The 17,914-nt window shown below is 67.1% G+C and carries 14 protein-coding genes and 1 tRNA gene; 10 read left to right on the top strand and 5 right to left on the bottom strand.

Annotated elements, in window-relative coordinates; genetic code table 11:
- Window positions 1–135: 135 nt before the first annotated feature.
- The 4 genes from KEC55_RS11285 (at window position 136) to KEC55_RS11270 (ending at window position 3,867) form a co-directional block, all read left to right on the top strand.
- Window positions 136–1,125 carry a beta-propeller fold lactonase family protein gene (locus tag KEC55_RS11285; protein ID WP_282505542.1) on the top strand — a complete coding sequence of 330 codons (990 nt, stop codon included), beginning with the start codon at window positions 136–138 and terminating at the stop codon, window positions 1,123–1,125.
- A gap of 16 nt (window positions 1,126–1,141) precedes the next feature.
- Window positions 1,142–2,116: a sterol desaturase family protein gene (locus KEC55_RS11280; protein ID WP_282505541.1), complete on the top strand. Its 975-nt coding sequence runs from the start codon at window positions 1,142–1,144 to the stop codon at window positions 2,114–2,116.
- 111 nt (window positions 2,117–2,227) lie between these two features.
- A complete protein-coding gene (locus tag KEC55_RS11275; protein WP_176047482.1) occupies window positions 2,228–3,055 on the top strand; it encodes an EI24 domain-containing protein in 828 nt (275 codons plus the stop codon).
- Entirely contained in the window at window positions 3,052–3,867 is an 816-nt protein-coding gene (locus KEC55_RS11270) for a competence/damage-inducible protein A (RefSeq protein WP_282505540.1), read from the top strand. The genes KEC55_RS11275 and KEC55_RS11270 overlap by 4 nt, the downstream gene beginning before the upstream one ends.
- A 115-nt stretch (window positions 3,868–3,982) precedes the next feature.
- On the opposite strand, the gene KEC55_RS11265 is transcribed toward KEC55_RS11270, so the two are convergent.
- On the bottom strand, window positions 3,983–4,447 hold the full coding sequence (locus tag KEC55_RS11265) for a rhodanese-like domain-containing protein (RefSeq protein ID WP_282505539.1): 465 nt from the start codon (window positions 4,445–4,447) through the stop codon (window positions 3,983–3,985).
- Between the two features lie 406 nt (window positions 4,448–4,853).
- On the opposite strand from KEC55_RS11265, the gene glnA reads away from it, so the two are divergent.
- The 4 genes from glnA to KEC55_RS11245 all read left to right on the top strand — a co-directional run bounded on the left by glnA (window position 4,854) and on the right by KEC55_RS11245 (window position 11,326).
- On the top strand, window positions 4,854–6,269 hold the full coding sequence (gene glnA / locus KEC55_RS11260) for a type I glutamate--ammonia ligase (RefSeq protein ID WP_014896606.1): 1,416 nt from the start codon (window positions 4,854–4,856) through the stop codon (window positions 6,267–6,269).
- Between the two features lie 161 nt (window positions 6,270–6,430).
- The gene (gene glnL, locus KEC55_RS11255; protein ID WP_176047479.1) at window positions 6,431–7,573 is read left to right on the top strand and encodes a nitrogen regulation protein NR(II); all 1,143 of its coding nucleotides are present in this window, start codon (window positions 6,431–6,433) and stop codon (window positions 7,571–7,573) included.
- Between the two features lie 46 nt (window positions 7,574–7,619).
- Entirely contained in the window at window positions 7,620–9,128 is a 1,509-nt protein-coding gene (ntrC, locus tag KEC55_RS11250; protein ID WP_282505538.1) for a nitrogen regulation protein NR(I), read from the top strand.
- 89 nt (window positions 9,129–9,217) lie between these two features.
- Window positions 9,218–11,326 carry a prolyl oligopeptidase family serine peptidase gene (locus tag KEC55_RS11245; RefSeq protein WP_282505537.1) on the top strand — a complete coding sequence of 703 codons (2,109 nt, stop codon included), beginning with the start codon at window positions 9,218–9,220 and terminating at the stop codon, window positions 11,324–11,326.
- Window positions 11,327–11,347: 21 nt separating this feature from the next.
- On the opposite strand, the gene xth is transcribed toward KEC55_RS11245, so the two are convergent.
- The gene (gene xth / locus KEC55_RS11240; RefSeq protein WP_282505536.1) at window positions 11,348–12,124 is read right to left on the bottom strand and encodes an exodeoxyribonuclease III; all 777 of its coding nucleotides are present in this window, start codon (window positions 12,122–12,124) and stop codon (window positions 11,348–11,350) included.
- Between the two features lie 182 nt (window positions 12,125–12,306).
- On the opposite strand from xth, the gene KEC55_RS11235 reads away from it, so the two are divergent.
- Window positions 12,307–12,383, top strand: a tRNA-Met gene (locus KEC55_RS11235).
- A gap of 107 nt (window positions 12,384–12,490) precedes the next feature.
- Here KEC55_RS11235 and KEC55_RS11230 read toward each other — a convergent pair.
- Window positions 12,491–13,183: an aspartate/glutamate racemase family protein gene (locus tag KEC55_RS11230; protein WP_282505534.1), complete on the bottom strand. Its 693-nt coding sequence runs from the start codon at window positions 13,181–13,183 to the stop codon at window positions 12,491–12,493.
- A 137-nt stretch (window positions 13,184–13,320) separates the two neighbouring features.
- Between KEC55_RS11230 and dinB the strand changes: the two genes are divergently transcribed.
- A complete protein-coding gene (gene dinB / locus KEC55_RS11225; protein WP_282505533.1) occupies window positions 13,321–14,484 on the top strand; it encodes a DNA polymerase IV in 1,164 nt (387 codons plus the stop codon).
- Between the two features lie 58 nt (window positions 14,485–14,542).
- On the opposite strand, the gene KEC55_RS11220 is transcribed toward dinB, so the two are convergent.
- Together KEC55_RS11220 and folD are read right to left on the bottom strand one after the other, a co-directional pair.
- Window positions 14,543–16,630, bottom strand: coding sequence for a M3 family metallopeptidase (locus tag KEC55_RS11220; RefSeq protein WP_282505531.1), 2,088 nt, complete (start codon window positions 16,628–16,630; stop codon window positions 14,543–14,545).
- 254 nt (window positions 16,631–16,884) lie between these two features.
- The gene (folD, locus tag KEC55_RS11215) at window positions 16,885–17,745 is read right to left on the bottom strand and encodes a bifunctional methylenetetrahydrofolate dehydrogenase/methenyltetrahydrofolate cyclohydrolase FolD (protein WP_176047472.1); all 861 of its coding nucleotides are present in this window, start codon (window positions 17,743–17,745) and stop codon (window positions 16,885–16,887) included.
- Window positions 17,746–17,914 lie beyond the last annotated feature (169 nt).

Below are 17,914 nucleotides of genomic sequence, written 5' to 3'. Positions count from 1 at the left end.
GGCCGCGCGGGGCCTGCCGCGGCGGCTCATCCGGCCGCCGCGGCGTGCGTCGAAGTGGCGCAATGCCGACCGCCGTCAACCGGTGCGGCCGGTTGAACGTTTTACAATGACGGTTGTTCCACGACGTGAGTCTTCATGCGCACTTTCCTTTCCCTCGGCCGCACGCTCGCGCTGGCCGCCGCCGTACTGGCGCCCGCCGCACACGCGAATAACGTGATCGTCCTCAATTCGGCCGAAGCGACGCTTTCCCTGATCGACCAGCAGACCCGCGAGGTCGTCAGCACGATGCCGACCGGCAAGGAGCCGCATCACCTGATGGCGACGCCCGACAATTCGTCGCTGATCGTCGCAAATTCGGTCTCGAACAGCCTGATGTTCCTCGATCCGAAGACGGGCAAGCTGCAGCGTACCGTCGAAGGGATCGACGATCCTTACCAGCTCGGCTTCTCGCCCGACCGCAAGTGGTTCGCGGCGGCCGGCCTGCGCCTCGATCGCGTCGACATCTACGGCTACGACGGCCGCGACCTGAAGCTCGTGAAGCGCGTGCCGCTCGCGGTGATGCCGAGCCACCTCGCGTTCACGAAGGACAGCAAGACGCTGCTCGTGTCGCTGCAGGTGTCCGGCGAGATCGCGGCGATCGATCTGCCGACGCAGACGGTCAAGTGGAAGATGAAGGTCGGCAAGGTGCCGGCCGGCCTGTGGCTCACGCCGGACGACAAATTCCTGCTCATCGGGATGACGGGCGCGGATTACGTCGCGGTCGTCGACTGGCGCAACCAGAAGGTCGTCAAGCAGATCTACACGGGCAAGGGCGCGCACAACTTCCGCTCGCTCGCCGACGGCACGCATGTCGCGGTGACCAATCGCGTCGCGAACACGATCAGCATCATCGACGAGAACACGCTCACCAATGTCGGCGACATCACCGGCCTGCTGCCGGGCCCCGACGACATGGAGCTGTCCGCCGACAAGAAGACGCTGTGGGTGACGTTCCGCTTCGCGAAGAAGGTCGGGATCATCGACCTGGCCTCGCGCAAGCTGGTGCAGACGATTGCCGTCGGCCGCTCGCCGCACGGCATCTACTTCTACGACCGCGCGCCGTGGAAGGCGGCGAACGGCGCGTGACGGGCGGAGGCGAACGATGCTGCACCTGATCGATGCGTTCGTGTCGGACATCCAGACCTGGCTGTACGTCGACGTCGTGCAGCCGCTCCTCTTCAAGTTCAACCTGATGGACTATGACGAGGACACCTACGACGCGCTGTACTGGGTGATCATCGGCGCGCTGCAGATGGTGCTGATGTTTGCATTGCTGCGCCCGCTCGAGGCGCTGCTGCCGGTCGAACGCTGGAAGAACCGCCGCGCGGTGCGGGTCGACGTGATCTACACGGCGATCTCGAAGCTCGGCATCTACACGCTGTTCTTCTTCTTCGCGCTGCAGCCGGTGTTCGACAACTTCCAGGCGTGGCTGCGCCTGCATGGCGTCGCGAACGTCAACCTCGACTATCTGTGGCCGGGCGTGACCTCGAAGCCGATCATTTCGTTCGCGATCTACCTCGTCGTGCTCGATTTCGCCGGCTACTGGTATCACCGCTGGCAGCACAAGTTCGGCATCTGGTGGGAGCTGCACGCGGTCCATCACAGCCAGCGGCAGATGTCGCTGTGGTGCGACGACCGCAACCACCTGCTCGACGACGTGCTCCAGTCGTGCTTCTTCGCGGCGATCGCGCTCGTGATCGGCGTGACGCCGTCGCAGTTCGTCGTGCTGACCGCGTTCACGAACTTCATGCAGAGCATCCAGCATACGAATGCGCGCCTGTCGTTCGGCTGGCTCGGCGAGCGCCTGCTCGTCAGCCCGATCTTCCACCGGCGCCACCACGCGGTCGGCTACGGTCACGAAGGCACCAAGTACGGCTGCAATTTCGGCGTGCTGTTTCCGTGGTGGGACATGATGTTCGGCACCGCCTCGTGGAACCGCACGGTCGAGCCGACCGGCATCCGCGAGCAGGTCGAGGGCGTGTCCTACGGCGACGGCTTCTGGTCGCAGCACGGCCTCGCGTTCGTGCGGATCTTCCGGCGCCTGTTCCCCGCCAAGCGCGGCGCGGCGTCGGCCTGACGCGATTCCGCTCCCGTTGAACGGCATTCCCACACGGCCCGCATGCGCTTCGGCGCATGCGGGCCGTGTGGTTTATCCTTTCCCCGTTTTTCTCCGTCGATACAGGCTCGCATGAACGACTTGCTGCGCTCTTTCGTCCGGGCGCTCGCCAGCGCGCTGCACCCGCGCATGCTGTGGCTCACCCTGATGCCGTTCGTCGTCTCGGCGCTGCTCTGGGGCGCCGTGCTGTGGTTCTCGTGGCAGACGCTACTGGATATCGCGCGCGGCGCGCTCGACGGCTTCGTACTGACGGCCATGCTGTATCGCGCGTTCGACGCGATCGGCATGTCGCAGCTGCATGCGGTCGTCGCGCCGTTCGTGGTCGTGTCGCTCGCGATCCCGCTGATCGTGCTGACGGTGCTGCTGCTGATCGCGACGATCTCGATGCCGGTCGTGATCAAGCACCTGTCGAACCGGCAGTTCGCGGCGCTCGAATCGAAGCGCGGCGGCACCTTCTTCGGCAGCGCGTTCAATTCGCTCGGCGCGGCGCTCGTCGGCGTCGTGCTGCTCGTCGTCACGATCCCGCTGTGGCTGATCCCGCCGTTCTTCGCGCTGCTGCCGCCGGTGATCTGGGGCTGGCTCACGTACCGCGTGATGACCTACGACGCGCTCGCGCTGCACGCGAGCCGCGACGAGCGCCGCGCGCTCGTGCGCCGGCACCGCTGGCCGCTGATCGGTATCGGCGTCGCGACCGGGCTGCTCGGCACCGTGCCGACCTTCGTGTGGGTCTCGTCGGTCTGGATGATGGTGCTGTTCCCGTTCGTCGCGGCCGCCATGATCTGGGTATACGCTTTCATCCTCGTCTTCTCGGCGCTGTGGTTCGGGCACTATTGCCTGCGCGCGCTGGAAGACCTGCGCGCGAGCGCGCGCGCCACCGCAATCGACATGGGGCAGGCATGAGCATCGGCATCATCATCATCGGCGACGAAATCCTTTCGGGCCGCCGGCAGGACAAGCATCTGGCGAAGGTCATCGAGCTGCTCGGCGCGCGCGGCCTCGCGCTCGACTGGGCCGAATACGTCGGCGACGATCCGGCGCGCATCACGGCGACGCTCGCGCGTGCGATCGCGTCGGGCGACATCGTGTTCTCGACGGGCGGAATCGGCGCGACGCCGGACGACCACACGCGCCAGTGCGCGGCCGCCGCGCTCGGCGTGGCGCTCGAACTGCATCCCGAAGCGAAGGCGCTGATTTCGGAGCGGATCCGCGAAACGCACACCGATCCGGCCACGCCGGTCGACTTCGAATCGCCGGAGAACCAGCACCGCTTCAACATGGGCGTGTTCCCGGTGGGCGCGACGATCATCCCGAACGGCTATAACCGCATTCCCGGCTTCTCGGCCGGCGACCTGCATTTCGTACCGGGCTTCCCGGTGATGGCCTGGCCGATGATCGAATGGGTGCTCGACACGAAGTACGCGCACCTGCATCACGCGACGCCGCACGCGGAGCGCTCGCTGTACGTGTTCGAGCTGCCGGAATCGACGCTCACGCCGCTGATGGAGCGCATCGAGCGCGATTTCCCGGGCGTGCGCGTGTTCAGCCTGCCGAGCGTCGGCGATGCGGAGCGCGGCGGCATCTATGCGCGCCGTCACATCGACCTCGGCGTGAAGGGCGAGCCGGAAGCCGTCGCGGCCGCGTTCGTGAAGCTGCGCGAAGGCGTGCACCTGCTCGGCGGCGACGTCGTCGAGCCCGACACGCCGCGCGTCTGAGCGGCCGGCCAGGCGGCCGCACAAAAGCCACGGGCCGCGCAACGCGGCCCGTCATCGGCATGTCATCGCCCGGCTCGACGATGAGGTTGTCGTAGCCGGTGAGCGTCGTGCGCCGTCAGGCGCCGATCCACGGCAGTTTGCGGAAGCACCAGCCGTCGACCGTCTTGCGGTGGCCTTCGGCGTCCTTGGTGCCCTCGAAGCCTTCGAGCAGATCGAACGCCTTCGTGAAGCCGGCCTGCGCGGACGCGACCGCGGCGAGCTTCGAGCGCGCGGCGCTGCGGCACAGGAACAGGATCGGCGTATCGGCCGGGAGGGCCGCCTTCAGTTCGTTGACGAATTCGGCGTTCGGCACGCCGCCCGGGTAGCGCGTCCATTCGAGGTGCAGGTACTGGCCGTCGCCGACGAGCGGGCGGCCGATCCAGTCGAGTTCGGCGCGTGTGCGCACGTCGACGAGGCGCGCGGACGGGTCGAGCTGCAACAGTTCGAATGCCTCGACCGGCAGCAGCGCGCCGGCGTAGTTGAGCGCGTTTTGTGCGCGGCGTTCGTCGGCCTTTGCGTAAAGCTGGTCGAGCGTACTCATGGCAGGGAGTCTCCGTATCGGTCAAACGAACATTTTAGCGCGGCGTCGTGGCACGGACGCCCGCATGCGGTGCGGTGCACGCGTGGCCCACGCGCTCACCAAAAGAGTGCAGAATGGTGCGGATGCACCAGAATGATTCGGTGGCTGCGGCAGGCTGCCGTGATTGCACCATCGGGGTGCTTTCGGCGAGCGGCCGGTGCGGCGCAAGGCCCCGGAATCGCGCAGCACAGCCCCGTCGTGGCGAGCTCCGGCGCGATTTGCGCCCGTCGTTCGCAAAGGTGGCACGGAAGCTGCTATATAGAATTCGGTCGAATCGGGGCGCGCTGCGCCAAAGCAAGACCCCGGTCAGCTCGATAAACGAGGCGGTTCCCAGTCCGCCGGAATTGTTCAATCAGGAGAAGAGGTTATGAGTAAAACCGTCGCCGACGTCATGCAACTCGTGAAGGACGAGGACTGCAAGTTTGTCGATTTCCGCTTCACGGACACGCGCGGCAAGGAACAGCACGTGTCGGTGCCGGTTTCGGCGTTCGACGAGGACAAGTTCGAAAGCGGCCATGCATTCGACGGTTCGTCGATCGCGGGCTGGAAGGGCATCGAGGCGTCGGACATGCTGCTCATGCCGGACCCGAACGCAGCGTTCGTCGACCCGTTCTATGAAGAGTCGACCCTCGTGCTGACCTGCGACGTGGTCGAGCCGGCCGACGGCAAGGGCTACGAGCGCGATCCGCGTTCGCTCGCGAAGCGCGGCGAAGCGTACCTGAAGAGCACGGGCATCGGCGACACGGCCTACTTCGGTCCGGAACCGGAATTCTTCATTTTCGACTCGGTCCAGTGGAACACGGACATGTCGGGCTGCTTCGTGAAGATCAACTCGGAAGAAGCACCGTGGTCGGCCGGCAAGGAATTCGAAGGCGGCAACACGGGCCACCGTCCGGGCACGAAGGGCGGCTACTTCCCGGTCGCACCGGTCGACACGTTCCAGGACATGCGTTCGGAAATGTGCCTGCTGCTCGAACAGCTCGGCATCCCGGTCGAAGTGCACCACCACGAAGTGGCGGGCCAGGGCCAGAACGAAATCGGCACGAAGTTCTCGACGCTGGTCGAGCGCGCCGACTGGACGCAATGGTCGAAGTACATCATCCACAACGTCGCGCACTCGTACGGCAAGACGGCGACGTTCATGCCGAAGCCGGTCGTCGGCGACAACGGTTCGGGCATGCACGTTCACCAGTCGATCTGGAAGGACGGCCAGAACCTGTTCGCGGGCAACGGCTACGCCGGCCTGTCGGAACTGGCGCTGTTCTACATCGGCGGCATCATCAAGCACGCCCGTGCACTGAACGCGATCACGAACCCGACGACGAACTCGTACAAGCGTCTGGTCCCGCACTTCGAAGCACCGGTCAAGCTCGCCTACTCGGCGCGTAACCGTTCGGCATCGATCCGCATTCCGCACGTGTCGAACCCGAAGGGCCGCCGTATCGAAACGCGCTTCCCGGATCCGATGGCGAACCCGTACCTGTGCTTCACGGCACTGATGATGGCCGGTCTCGACGGGATCCAGAACAAGATCCATCCGGGCGAAGCAGCGGACAAGAACCTGTACGACCTGCCGCCGGAAGAAGATGCAAAGATCCCGACCGTCTGCGCGGGCCTCGACCAGGCACTCGAAGCGCTCGACAAGGATCGCGAGTTCCTGACGCGCGGCGGCGTGTTCACGGACGGCATGCTCGATGCATACCTCGCGCTGAAGGAGCAGGAGCTGGCGAAGTTCCGCATGACGACGCACCCGATCGAGTTCGAGATGTACTACTCGCTCTAATCGGCGATGGCGCTTCGATTCAGCGCCGTTTTGCCGGTTCGTTCCCGTCGCACGGCCTGCGGCGGGAACGGCGGAGTCTGAAAGGGGACGGCGTCCAGCCGTCCCTTTTTTGTTCCGGTGATTTTCATTTTCTGGCCCGGTGAGGCGCGACAAGCACGCAGATGGTTCTGAAGAATCTGATCAAGGCGAAAACGGGGCAGCCCGAGCGACTGACGGACGACGAGCGGCTCGCACGCTCGGGCCTGCTGGCGGGGCTGGAAGCGCTGCCGACGGTCGTGATCGTGCTCGACCGCAAGACGCTGCGGATCGCGTTCGCTAACCCGTCGGCGGAGGCGATGCTCGACATCTCGCGCCGGCAGCTCGCGCAGCGGCCGTGGGGCGAGATTTTTCCGAACGCAAACGAGCTGGCGTCGACGATCACCGCGATCGGCGAGGAACGCTTTCACGCGACGCACCTCGATACCGTGCTCGACCGGCCCGGCCGCGAACCGCTGCATGTGCACGCGATCGTCGGCTTCCTCGAGACCTCGCCCGATTTCGTGCTCGTCGAGCTGTTCGAGAACGAACGGCAGTCGCGTACCGATCGGGAAGAGCGGATTCACGACCTGACCGCGGTCAACAAGCAGCTGATCCGCAACCTCGCGCACGAGATCAAGAACCCGCTCGGCGGCATTCGCGGCGCAGCCCAGCTGCTCGAATTCGAGCTGGGCGAGCGCGAGCGTGGCGAGTTGCGCGAATACACGCAGGTGATCATCAAGGAGTCCGATCGCCTGCAGACGCTCGTCGACCGGTTGCTGGAGCCGCACCGGCATCCGCACATCGTCGGCGACGTGAACATTCATGAAGTGTGCGAACGCGTGCGCGCGGTGATGCTCGCGGAATTCCCGCGCGGGCTCACGATCGAGCGCGACTACGACGTAAGCGTGCCGGACCTGCGCGGCGACAAGGAGCAGCTGATCCAGGCGCTGCTCAACATCGTGCGTAATGCGGCGCAGGCGCTGCGCGAGCGGATCGCGCAGGGCGACGCGAAGATCGAACTGCGCACGCGCATCGCGCGCAAGGTGACGATCGCGAAGCGCCTGTACCGGCTGGCACTGGACTTGCACGTGATCGACAACGGGCCCGGCATTCCGGAAGAGATCCGCGACCGGATCTTCTATCCGCTCGTGTCCGGGCGCGAAGACGGCAGCGGTCTCGGCCTCACGCTCGCGCAGACGTTCGTGCAGCAGCACGACGGGATGATCGAGGTCGAGAGCCGGCCCGGACGTACCGAATTTCAGATTCTGCTGCCGCTCGACCATTGAGCGGCGACATTGCGATTCACCGGATTCACCCAAACCTGACCGACCTATGAAGCCGATCTGGATAGTAGACGACGACCAATCGATCCGCTGGGTGCTTGAAAAGGCACTCGCCCGTGACAGCTTCGCGACGAAGAGCTTCGCGAACGTGCGCGACGCGCTGGCCGCGCTCGACCACGAGACGCCGCAGGTGCTCGTGTCCGACATCCGGATGCCGGGCGGCTCGGGCCTCGAGTTGCTGCAGGCGATGCACGAGCGCCTGCCGGGCCTGCCCGTCATCATCATGACGGCGTTCTCCGATCTCGACAGCGCCGTCGCGGCGTTCCAGGGCGGCGCGTTCGAATATCTCGCGAAACCGTTCGACGTCGACAAGGCCGTCGAGCTGATCCGCCGTGCGGTGGAAGAAAGCCTGCGCGGCGGCGCGCCGCAGGATGAACGCGTGGCCGAAGCGCCCGAGATGCTCGGCCAGGCGCCGGCGATGCAGGACATGTTCCGCGCGATCGGCCGCCTGTCGCATTCGGCCGCGACCGTGCTGATCACGGGCGAGTCGGGCACCGGCAAGGAACTCGTCGCCCGCGCGCTGCATCGTCACAGCCCGCGCGCGAACGGGCCGTTCATCGCGCTGAACACGGCGGCGATTCCGAAGGACCTGCTCGAATCCGAGCTGTTCGGCCATGAGCGCGGCGCGTTCACCGGCGCGCAGACGACGCGGCAGGGCCGCTTCGAGCAGGCCGAGAACGGCACGCTGTTCCTCGACGAAATCGGCGACATGCCGTTCGACCTGCAGACGCGCCTGTTGCGCGTGCTGTCGGACGGGCAGTTCTATCGCGTCGGCGGCCACAACCCGCTGCGCGCGAACGTGCGCGTGATCGCCGCGACGCACCAGAATCTCGAATCGCGCGTGCGGCAGGGGCTGTTCCGCGAGGACCTTTACCACCGCCTCAACGTGATCCGGCTGCGCCTGCCGCCGCTGCGCGAACGCAGCGAGGACATCGCGCTGCTCACGCGCCACTTCCTGCAGAAGAGCGCACGCGATCTCGGCGTCGAGCCGAAGCGCGTGTCCGACGATGCACTCGCATACCTGACGTCGCTGGCGTTTCCCGGCAACGTGCGGCAGCTCGAGAACCTCGCGAACTGGCTGACCGTGATGGCGCCCGCGCAGACGGTCGAGATCAAGGACCTGCCGCCCGACCTCGTGCCGGCCGGTGCGCCGGTCGTCGCGACGGGCGACGGCGCGGATGCGCCCGGCAGCGCGCCGCCGGTGCCGCCCGCGATCGGTGCGACGCCGGTGGCGAGCGCACCCATCGCGGCCGCGCCGAACGGCAGTGCGCCGACCGGCTACCCGCTGTGGGAGCATGGCCTGCGCACCGAAGTCGCGCGGCTGTTGCGCGAGAATTCGGCCGACGTGATGGACGAGCTCGCGCGCCGCTTCGAGGCGGCCGTGATCCGCGAGGCGCTCGACTTCACGCGCGGTCGCAAGGTCGAGGCCGCGGAGCGGCTCGGCATCGGCCGCAACACGATCACGCGCAAGATCCAGGAACTCCATCTGGAGCCCTGAGCACGATTTGCGGCATGCGCGGGCGTCGCGCATGCCGCGATCGGACATAATCGCGGTTTGCACGCCGTTTGCCATTCCGCCGATCCTCAATGTCCGATTCCTTCCGCTGGCCCGCCGGGGCCGACCCGTTCCGTTTCCTCGAAGCGCTCGACAGCAAGCGCGCCCGCACGTGGGTAGACGAGCAGAATGCGCGCACGCGCGCCGCGCTGCGCGATGACGACGCGTATCGCGCGCTGACCGCGCGTCTCGCCAAAGCGTATCTGCCGCGCGAACGCCCGGTGATTCCGACCCGTTGGCGAGACTGGGCGTACGACCTGTGGCAGGACGATCTCCATCCGAAGGGGCTGTGGCGCCGCACGCGCTGGGACGACTGGCGTGCCGGTCAGCCTGTATGGGAAACGCTGCTCGACGTCGACGCGCTCGGTGCCGAGGAGGGCGAGTCGTGGGTATTCGAGCAGGACGCGATCCTGTATCCGGATGGCGATCGCGCGCTGCTGTCGCTGTCGCCGGGCGGCGCCGATGCGGTCGTCGTGCGCGAATTCGATCTCGTCGAACGCCGTTTCGTCGACGGCGGCTTCACGATCGACGAGCCGGGCCATCACACGGTCGGCTGGATCGACCGCGACACCGTCTACGTGAGCTGGGATCGCGGCGAAGCGCATGCGACCGCGGCCGGTTATCCGTATGAAGCGTTGCGCTGGGTGCGTGGCACGGCGCTTGCCGATGCGCCTGTCGTCTTCAGCGGCGAACCCGACGACATCAGCGCGGGTGCGTGGTTCGATCCGATCGACAACCGGCATGTCGCGTGGCGCAGCGTCGACTTCTTCGATGCGCACGCGTACTGGCTGACCGAAGCGGGCGAGTGGGCCCGCTACGACGTGCCGACGCATGTCGAGGTCGGGTTCTGGGAAGGCTGGCTCGTGCTGGAGCCGCGTCTCGACTGGGACTGCGAGGGGGTGCGCCATGCGGGCGGCTCGCTGCTCGCGATCCGCGAGCAGGCATTCCTCGCGGGGGCGCGCGACTTCACGACGCTGTTCGCGCCGCAGCCGACGACGTCCGCGTGCACATGGACGCACACGCGCACGACGCTGATCGCGAGCTGGCTCGACGACGTGCACAACCGCACGATGCTGTGGCAACCGCGACAGGCCGACGACGGCAAGTGGACATGGGATGCGCGGCCGTTCGAGTGGGCGGGCGACGCGCAGATCGACGTCGAGCCCGTCGAGGCGACGCTGAACGACGAAGTGTACGTCGATGTCGACACCTATCTCGATCCGCCCGAATGCTGGCTGGCCGACCTGGCCGATCGCGCGGACGATGCACCGTCGCGCCGTGTGCTGCTCGACCGGCCGCCGGTGCAGTTCGATGCGGCCGGGCTCGTCGTGCGCCGCGCGAGCGCGCGCTCGCAGGACGGCACGGTGGTGCCGTACACGCTGATCGGGCCGCGCGATGCACTCGATCTGGCCGAAGGCGCCACGCGCGTCGCGCGGCCGTGCCTGCTGTCGGGCTATGGCGGCTTTGCGATTCCGAACCTGCCGGGCTACAGCGACGCGTTCGGCATCGGGTGGCTCGAACGTGGCGGCGTGATGGCATTCGCGCATATCCGCGGCGGCGGCGAGTTCGGACCGCGCTGGCACGTCGACGCGCAGCGCGAACACCGGCAGCGCTCGTTCGACGACTTCATCGCGGTAGCCGAGGATCTCGCCGCGACCGGTGTGACGAGCGCCGCGCAACTCGGGATCGAGGGCGGCAGCAACGGTGGACTGCTGGTCGCCGCGTGCATGATGCAGCGCCCGGAGCTGTTCGGCGCGGTGCTGTGCCGCGTGCCGCTGCTCGACATGCAGCGCTATCCGAAGCTGCACGCGGGCGCCGCGTGGCTCGACGAATACGGCGACCCGGACGATCCGGGTGAGGGCGCGGCGCTGGCAGCGTACTCGCCGTATCACCGCGTGCGCGAAGGTGTCGCGTATCCGCCGCTGTTGCTGACGACGTCGACGCGCGACGACCGCGTGCATCCCGCGCACGCGCGCAAGATGGCCGCGCGCATGCATGCGCTCGGTCACGAACGGGTGTGGTACTGGGAGAACACCGACGGCGGCCACGGCAGTGCCGACGACCTGGAGCGTGCGGAGGCCGATGCGGCCGAGTTCGGCTTCCTGTGGGCCCATCTCGGGCCGGCGCCCGCGCGGCGCTGAGCGCGCGGGCGGATTGGACGATCAGCCGACGACCGCGACGACGGGCGTGTGGTCGGACGGCTGTTCCCACGTGCGCGGCGTGCGATCGACCTCGCACGACGTGCAGGTCTCCGCGAGCGCAGGCGACAGCAGGATGTGGTCGATGCGCAACCCGGCGTTGCGACGGAACGCCATCATCCGGTAGTCCCACCACGTGAAGGTCTTCTCGGGCTGCTCGAAGCGGCGGAACGCATCGACGAGGCCCAGCTCGATCAGTTGCGCGAAGTGCGCGCGCTCCTGCGGCGACACGAGATTCTGGCCTTCCCATTTCGCGGGATCGTGCACGTCGCGGTCTTCCGGCGCGATGTTGTAGTCGCCGAGCAGCGCGAGCTTCGGGAAGCGCTGCAGCTCGGTGCGCAGCCACGCCTGCAGCGCGTCGAGCCATTGCATCTTGTAGACGAACTTGTCGGAGTCGGGTGCCTGGCCGTTCGGGAAGTACGCGGACACGATGCGTACGCCGTCGACCGTCGCGGCGACCACGCGCTGCTGTGGATCGTCGAAGCCGGGGATGTTGCGCACGACGTCCGATTCGTCGACGGTCAGCGACTCGCGCGCGAGGATCGCGACGCCGTTGTAGGTCTTCTGGCCCGTGAACCAGCTGCGGTAGCCGGCCGCCTCGAGATCGGCGCGCGGGAATTTCTCGTCAGGCAGCTTCAGTTCCTGCAGGCACAGCACGTCGGTGCCGCTTTGCGCGAGCCAGTCGAGCACGTGCTGCTTGCGGACGTTGAGCGAGTTGACGTTCCAGGTGGCGATTTTCATGAACGGGAGTGTGTGTGCGGCGTGAATGCGAAGGCCGCCATCTTACCGCGTGCATGCGGTGCGACGGCGCGCTTACGCGACGCGGAGCAGCGGGCGCGCCACGCTGTCTGGAAGGGGAGAGAAGAATTTGTGACAAAAGTGTTGACGTGAGTACTTCATCACCCTATAATTTATTTCTCTGACGCGGGGTGGAGCAGTCTGGCAGCTCGTCGGGCTCATAACCCGAAGGTCGTAGGTTCAAATCCTACCCCCGCAACCAAGCACACCAGACGATGTGCAGCGCAAATGACCGATGCGCGCTTCGTCGACAGGAACCCGGCCTCGTGCCGGGTTTTTTGTTTTCCGCGCGCGAAATCGTCGTCGCGGTTATCGCGCGGCCCACTCCACGGCCGCCTTCGCATGCAGCGCGGTCGTGTCGAACACCGGCAGCGGCGAATCGTCCGCGCCGATCAGCAGCGTGATCTCCGTGCAGCCGAGGATCACGGCCTGCGCGCCGCGCTGCGCCAGTTCCTCGATGATCGACACATAGGTCGCACGCGATTGCGTCGTGATGACGCCGTGGCACAGCTCGTCGTAGATGATCCGGTGCACGTCGTCGCGCCCGCGTTCGTCCGGTACGAGCACGTCCATCCCGAATTTGTCGCGCAGTCGCTCCGCATAGAACGGCAACTCCATCGTGTAGCGCGTGCCGAGCAGCGCGACGCGCTCGACGCCTGCGTCGCGCAGCGCGCTGCCGGTCGGATCGGCGATGTGCAGGAAGGGCAGCATCACCGCGGCTTCGATCGCGTCGTGCACGCGATGCATCGTATTGGTCGTCAGTACGACGAGGTCGGCGCCGGCCGCTTCGAGCTGCCGTGCCGCATCGGCCATCCGCTCGCCGAGCGCCGCCCAGTCGTGCGTGCGCTGCAGCGCTTCGATTTCCGCGAAATCGACCGTGACGAGCACGCTCTTCGCGTTGTGGTGGCCGCCATGCAGCGCCTTCGAGTGCCGGTTGATCATCCGGTAGTACTCGGCCGACGATTCCCAGCTCATGCCGCCGATCAGTCCGATCGTCTTCATCCGTCACCTTCTCGTTTCGTGTGTCGCGGCCGACGAGTATAGGCGCCGCTGCCCATGCCCGGCCGGTACGATCCGCGCAAAGCGGGCCGGTACGGCGCAGCCGGGCGTGGCCGCACGCGACAGTTGAAACCGGCACTGTGTTTTTGTACAGTATCGGCACCGTGAACCAGACCACCATTCCGCCTGCCGATCCGCACGTGCCGCCGCCGGGCGACGCGCTGCCGCGCATGCGCAAGATCATTCACTGCGACTGCGACTGTTTCTACGCATCGGTCGAGATGCGCGACGACCCGTCGCTGCGCAACCGGCCGCTCGCGGTCGGCGGCCGGCCCGACCAGCGCGGCGTGATCGCGACCTGCAACTACGAGGCGCGGCGCTATGGCGTGCATTCGGCGATGTCGTCGGCGCTGGCGATGCGCAAGTGCCCGGACCTGCTGATCCTGCCGTCCGCGATGGACAAGTATCGCGCGGCGTCGCGGCAGATCATGGCGATCTATCGCGACTACACGCCCGACGTCGAGCCGTTGTCGCTCGACGAGGCGTACCTCGACGTCAGCGGGTCGGACCGCTGCCAGGGCAGTGCGACGCTGATCGCGCGCGAGATCCGCCAGCGCGTGTTCGACACGGTCGGCGTGACCGTGTCGGCCGGCGTCGCGCCGAACAAGTTCATCGCGAAGATCGCGTCGGACTGGAACAAGCCGGACGGCCTGTTCGTGGTGCGGCCGCACGAAATCGACGCGTTCGTCGCGGCACTGCCGGTGCGCAAGCTGCACGGCGTCGGCAAGGTGACGGCCACGCGGCTCGACCGGCTCGGCATCCAGACCTGCGCGCAGTTGCGCGACTGGCCGCTGATCGACCTGCACCGCGAGTTCGGCGCATTCGGGCGGCGGTTGTACGAACTGGCGCGCGGAATCGACGAACGGCCCGTGCAGGCCGACCAGGAGCGCAAGTCGGTCAGCGTCGAGACGACCTACGTGACCGACCTGACGACGCTCGAGCAATGCGCGGACGAGATCCGCCGCCTCGTCGTGCAGCTCGACGCGCGGATCGCGCGCGCGGGCGCCGCGCGGTCGATCCGCAAGCTGTACGTGAAGATCCGCTTCGCCGATTTCCAGCGTACGACAGTCGAATGCGTGGCCGACGCGACGAACGCGGAGACGGCCGTCACGCTGCTCGCGAAGGGGCTGCAGCGGCGCGCGCAGGCCGTGCGGCTGCTCGGCGTCGGCGTGCGCATCGACGAAGACACCGCCGAGCGGCACGGGCAGTTCTCGCTGTTCGACGACGACACGCCCGCGCCATGAAAAAAGGCACCGCCGAAGCGGTGCCTGTCGATGCGACCGGAAGGGCCGGGCGGCGCGCTCAGTGCGCGGGCGTGGCCATCCCGTTGTGGCGCAACAGCGCATCGATTTCCGGCTCGCGGCCGCGGAACGCCTTGAACGAATCCATCGCCGGGCGGCTGCCGCCGACCTCGAGGATCTCGCGGCGATAGCGCGTGCCGGTGGCCGCGTCGAGCACACTGCCGCTCTTGGCGGCCGCTTCCTCGAATGCCGCGTACGCGTCGGCCGACAGCACCTCGGCCCACTTGTAGCTGTAGTAGCCGGCCGCATAGCCACCCGCGAAGATGTGGCTGAACGTGTTCGGCCAGCGCGAGAATGCCGCCTGCGGGATCACGTGATAGCGCTCGTTGATCTCGCGCGCGAATGCGGTCACGCCGGTGGCGCCGGCCGGATCGAAGTCGACGTGCAGCAGCATGTCGAACATCGAGAACACGATCTGGCGCAGCGTGCCGAGCCCGCTCTGGAAATTCTTCGCGGCGATCATCTTGTCGAACAGCTCGCGCGGCAGCGTGGCGCCCGTATCGATGTGCGACGACATCGACGACAGCACGTCCCATTCCCAGCAGAAATTCTCCATGAACTGCGACGGCAGCTCGACCGCATCCCATTCGACGCCGTTGATGCCCGACACGCCGAGTTCGTCGACGCGCGTGAGCATGTGGTGCAGCCCGTGGCCGAACTCGTGGAACAGCGTGATGACTTCGTCGTGCGTGAAGCACGCGGGCTTGCCGCCGATCGGTGCCGAGAAATTGCAGGTGAGGTACGCGACCGGCGTCTGCACGCTGCTGCCGCGCTTCGCGCGCGAGCGTGCGTCGTCCATCCATGCGCCGCCGCGCTTGCCTTCGCGCGCGTACAGGTCGAGATAGAACTGCGCGACGAGCGAGCCGTCGCGGTTCTCGACGCGGAAGAAGCGCACGTCCTTGTGCCATACCGGCGCGTCGTCCGCCTTGATCCGCACGCCGAACAGTGTCTCGGTGACGGTGAACAGGCCCTTCAGCACGGCCGGCTCGGGGAAGTACTGCTTCACCTCGTTTTCCGAGAACGCGTAGCGCTGCTGGCGCAGCTTTTCGGCCGCGTATGCGACGTCCCACGGCGCGAGTTCGGTCAGGCCGAGTTCCTTCGCGGCGAATGCGCGCAGCTCGTCCCAGTCCTTGTCCGCGTGCGGGCGCGCGCGCGTCGCGAGATCCTCGAGGAACGCGATGACCTGCTGCGGCGATTCGGCCATCTTCGGCGCGAGCGACACTTCGGCGAAGTTGCGGTAGCCGAGCATCTGCGCCTCTTCGCGGCGCAGCTTCAGCTCGTCGGCGACGATCGCCGTGTTGTCCCATTCGGCCTTGCCGTCGCCGTACTGCGGCCCGAGCTCCGATGCGCGCGTCGCATAGGCGCGATAGAGCGTCTCGCGCAGCGCGCGGTTGTCGGCGTACTGCAGCACCGGGAAGTACGACGGGAAGTGCAGCGTGAATTTCCAGCCGTCCTTGCCGTCCTTCTGCGCGGCTTCACCGGCGGCTTCGATCGCGTCGCCGGGCAGCCCGGCGAGATCGGCTTCGTCATTGACGAAGTACGCGTACGCGTTGGTCGCGTCGAGCACGTGGTCGGAGAACGCCTTCGACAGGGCGGCCTGCTGTTCCTGCAGTTCCGCGAAGCGCGGCTTCTGGTCTTCGGGCAGTTCGGCGCCCGACAGGCGGAAATCGCGCAGCGCGTTGTCGAGGATCTTCTTGCGCTCGGCGGACAGCGTCGCGTATTCGGTGCTCGCGGCGATCGCCTTGTACTTCTCGTACAGCGCGAGATTCTGGCCGACGCTCGACCAGAACTCGGTCACGCGCGGCAGGTTTTCGCCGTAGGCGGCGCGCAGTTCCGGCGTGTCGGCGACCGCGTTCAGGTGGCCGACGATGCCCCATGCGCGGCCGAGCGGCTCCGTCGCGTGCTCGACCGTCTCGACGACGGCGGCCCAGGTCGACGGCGTCGCGCTTGCGCTCGCGGCTTCGACCGCGCGGCTGGCTGCGTCGAGCAGCGTATCGAGCGCGGGCGTCACGTGTTCCGGGCGGATCTCGCCGAAACGGGGCAGGCCGGAGAAGTCGAGGAGCGGGTTGGTGTTGGCGCTGGCGGACATAAGACTCCCTGTCTGTTGCCGGATGAACCGGGATGAAAAGGGTAACGGCGGCGGGGCGCGATGGCGCCCGATACCGACATTATTGGGGCGCATCGCGCGCTTTCCAATCGTTAGTTTCTAATGACGCGATTGACGCAGGGGCGGATGCGAGCGACGGGCGACGGGCGGCCGGCGACCGGCGCGGTGCAGCCGCGGCGATGCGGCTGGCGAGACGCCGGCGCACGGAACCGCGCGCCGGCTGAACGGGCAGGGAGTCAGGCGGCCGCGTCGGCGGCGCGCTCGGCCGCTTCGATCGTGTTGATCAGCAGCATCGTGATGGTCATCGGGCCGACGCCGCCCGGCACCGGCGTGATGTGGCCGGCCACTTCCTTCACGCCCGCGAAATCGACGTCGCCGCACAGCTTGCCGGCGTCGTCGCGGTTCATGCCGACGTCGATCACCGTTGCGCCCGGCTTCACCATGTCGGCGGTCAGGATGTTGCGCTTGCCGACCGCGGCGACCACGATGTCGGCCTGCCGCGTGTGCGCGGCGAGGTCGCGCGTCTTGCTGTGGCAGATCGTCACGGTCGCGCCGGCATCGAGCAGCATCATCGCCATCGGCTTGCCGACGATGTTCGAACGGCCGATCACGACCGCGTTCGCGCCCTGCAGCGCGATGTCGTGCGCCTCGAACATCTTCATCACGCCGTACGGCGTGCACGGGCGGAACAGCGGCTTGCCGGTCATCAGCGCGCCGGCGTTCGCGACGTGGAAGCCGTCGACGTCCTTCTCCGGCGCGATCGCCTCGATCACCTTGTGGCTGTCGATATGCGCGGGCAGCGGCAATTGGACAAGAATGCCGTGGATCTTCGGGTCGCGGTTCAGTTCGTCGATACGCGCGAGCAGGCCGGCTTCCGACAGCGTGGCCGGGTACGCATCCTTCAGCGAGAAGAAGCCGTTGTCCTCGCACGCCTTGATCTTGTTGCGCACGTAGACTTCGCTCGCCGGGTTTTCGCCGACGAGGATCACCGCGAGACCGGGCTGGTGGCCGCGTGCGGTCAGGGCGGCGGCGCGTTCGGCGGCCTGACCGCGCAGGGTCTTCGAAAGGGCGTTGCCGTCGATGAGGAGGGCTGTCATGGTGGTGGGTCCTGCCGGGAAGTTGGAATGCGGGCGTGCGACGCGCGAAGCGCCGCAGCAAAGCACGCAATTATACCGGTCGCCTGCTGTCGTCCGACAGGGAATACAAGGAAAGCGTCATGGCGCCGGTGCCGGCGCTCCGGGAGGAAGCGCCGGGCCATGCCGCGCG

The sequence above is a fragment of the Burkholderia cepacia genome, assembly GCF_029962485.1.
In the GTDB taxonomy this organism is placed as follows: domain Bacteria; phylum Pseudomonadota; class Gammaproteobacteria; order Burkholderiales; family Burkholderiaceae; genus Burkholderia.
Note: the sequence above shows the minus strand (reverse complement) of the source record. Positions and strands in the feature narration are given on the sequence as shown.

What these genes read in the sequence shown, in the direction of transcription:
- KEC55_RS11285 (WP_282505542.1), top strand. Translation starts at nt 136, where the DNA reads ATGCGCACTTTCCTTTCCCTCGGCCGCACGCTCGCGCTGGCCGCCGCC.
- KEC55_RS11280 (WP_282505541.1), top strand. Translation starts at nt 1,142, where the DNA reads ATGCTGCACCTGATCGATGCGTTCGTGTCGGACATCCAGACCTGGCTG.
- KEC55_RS11275 (WP_176047482.1), top strand. Translation starts at nt 2,228, where the DNA reads ATGAACGACTTGCTGCGCTCTTTCGTCCGGGCGCTCGCCAGCGCGCTG.
- KEC55_RS11270 (WP_282505540.1), top strand. Translation starts at nt 3,052, where the DNA reads ATGAGCATCGGCATCATCATCATCGGCGACGAAATCCTTTCGGGCCGC.
- KEC55_RS11265 (WP_282505539.1), bottom strand. Translation starts at nt 4,447, where the DNA reads ATGAGTACGCTCGACCAGCTTTACGCAAAGGCCGACGAACGCCGCGCA.
- glnA (WP_014896606.1), top strand. Translation starts at nt 4,854, where the DNA reads ATGAGTAAAACCGTCGCCGACGTCATGCAACTCGTGAAGGACGAGGAC.
- glnL (WP_176047479.1), top strand. Translation starts at nt 6,431, where the DNA reads ATGGTTCTGAAGAATCTGATCAAGGCGAAAACGGGGCAGCCCGAGCGA.
- ntrC (WP_282505538.1), top strand. Translation starts at nt 7,620, where the DNA reads ATGAAGCCGATCTGGATAGTAGACGACGACCAATCGATCCGCTGGGTG.
- KEC55_RS11245 (WP_282505537.1), top strand. Translation starts at nt 9,218, where the DNA reads ATGTCCGATTCCTTCCGCTGGCCCGCCGGGGCCGACCCGTTCCGTTTC.
- xth (WP_282505536.1), bottom strand. Translation starts at nt 12,124, where the DNA reads ATGAAAATCGCCACCTGGAACGTCAACTCGCTCAACGTCCGCAAGCAG.
- KEC55_RS11230 (WP_282505534.1), bottom strand. Translation starts at nt 13,183, where the DNA reads ATGAAGACGATCGGACTGATCGGCGGCATGAGCTGGGAATCGTCGGCC.
- KEC55_RS11220 (WP_282505531.1), bottom strand. Translation starts at nt 16,630, where the DNA reads ATGTCCGCCAGCGCCAACACCAACCCGCTCCTCGACTTCTCCGGCCTG.
- folD (WP_176047472.1), bottom strand. Translation starts at nt 17,745, where the DNA reads ATGACAGCCCTCCTCATCGACGGCAACGCCCTTTCGAAGACCCTGCGC.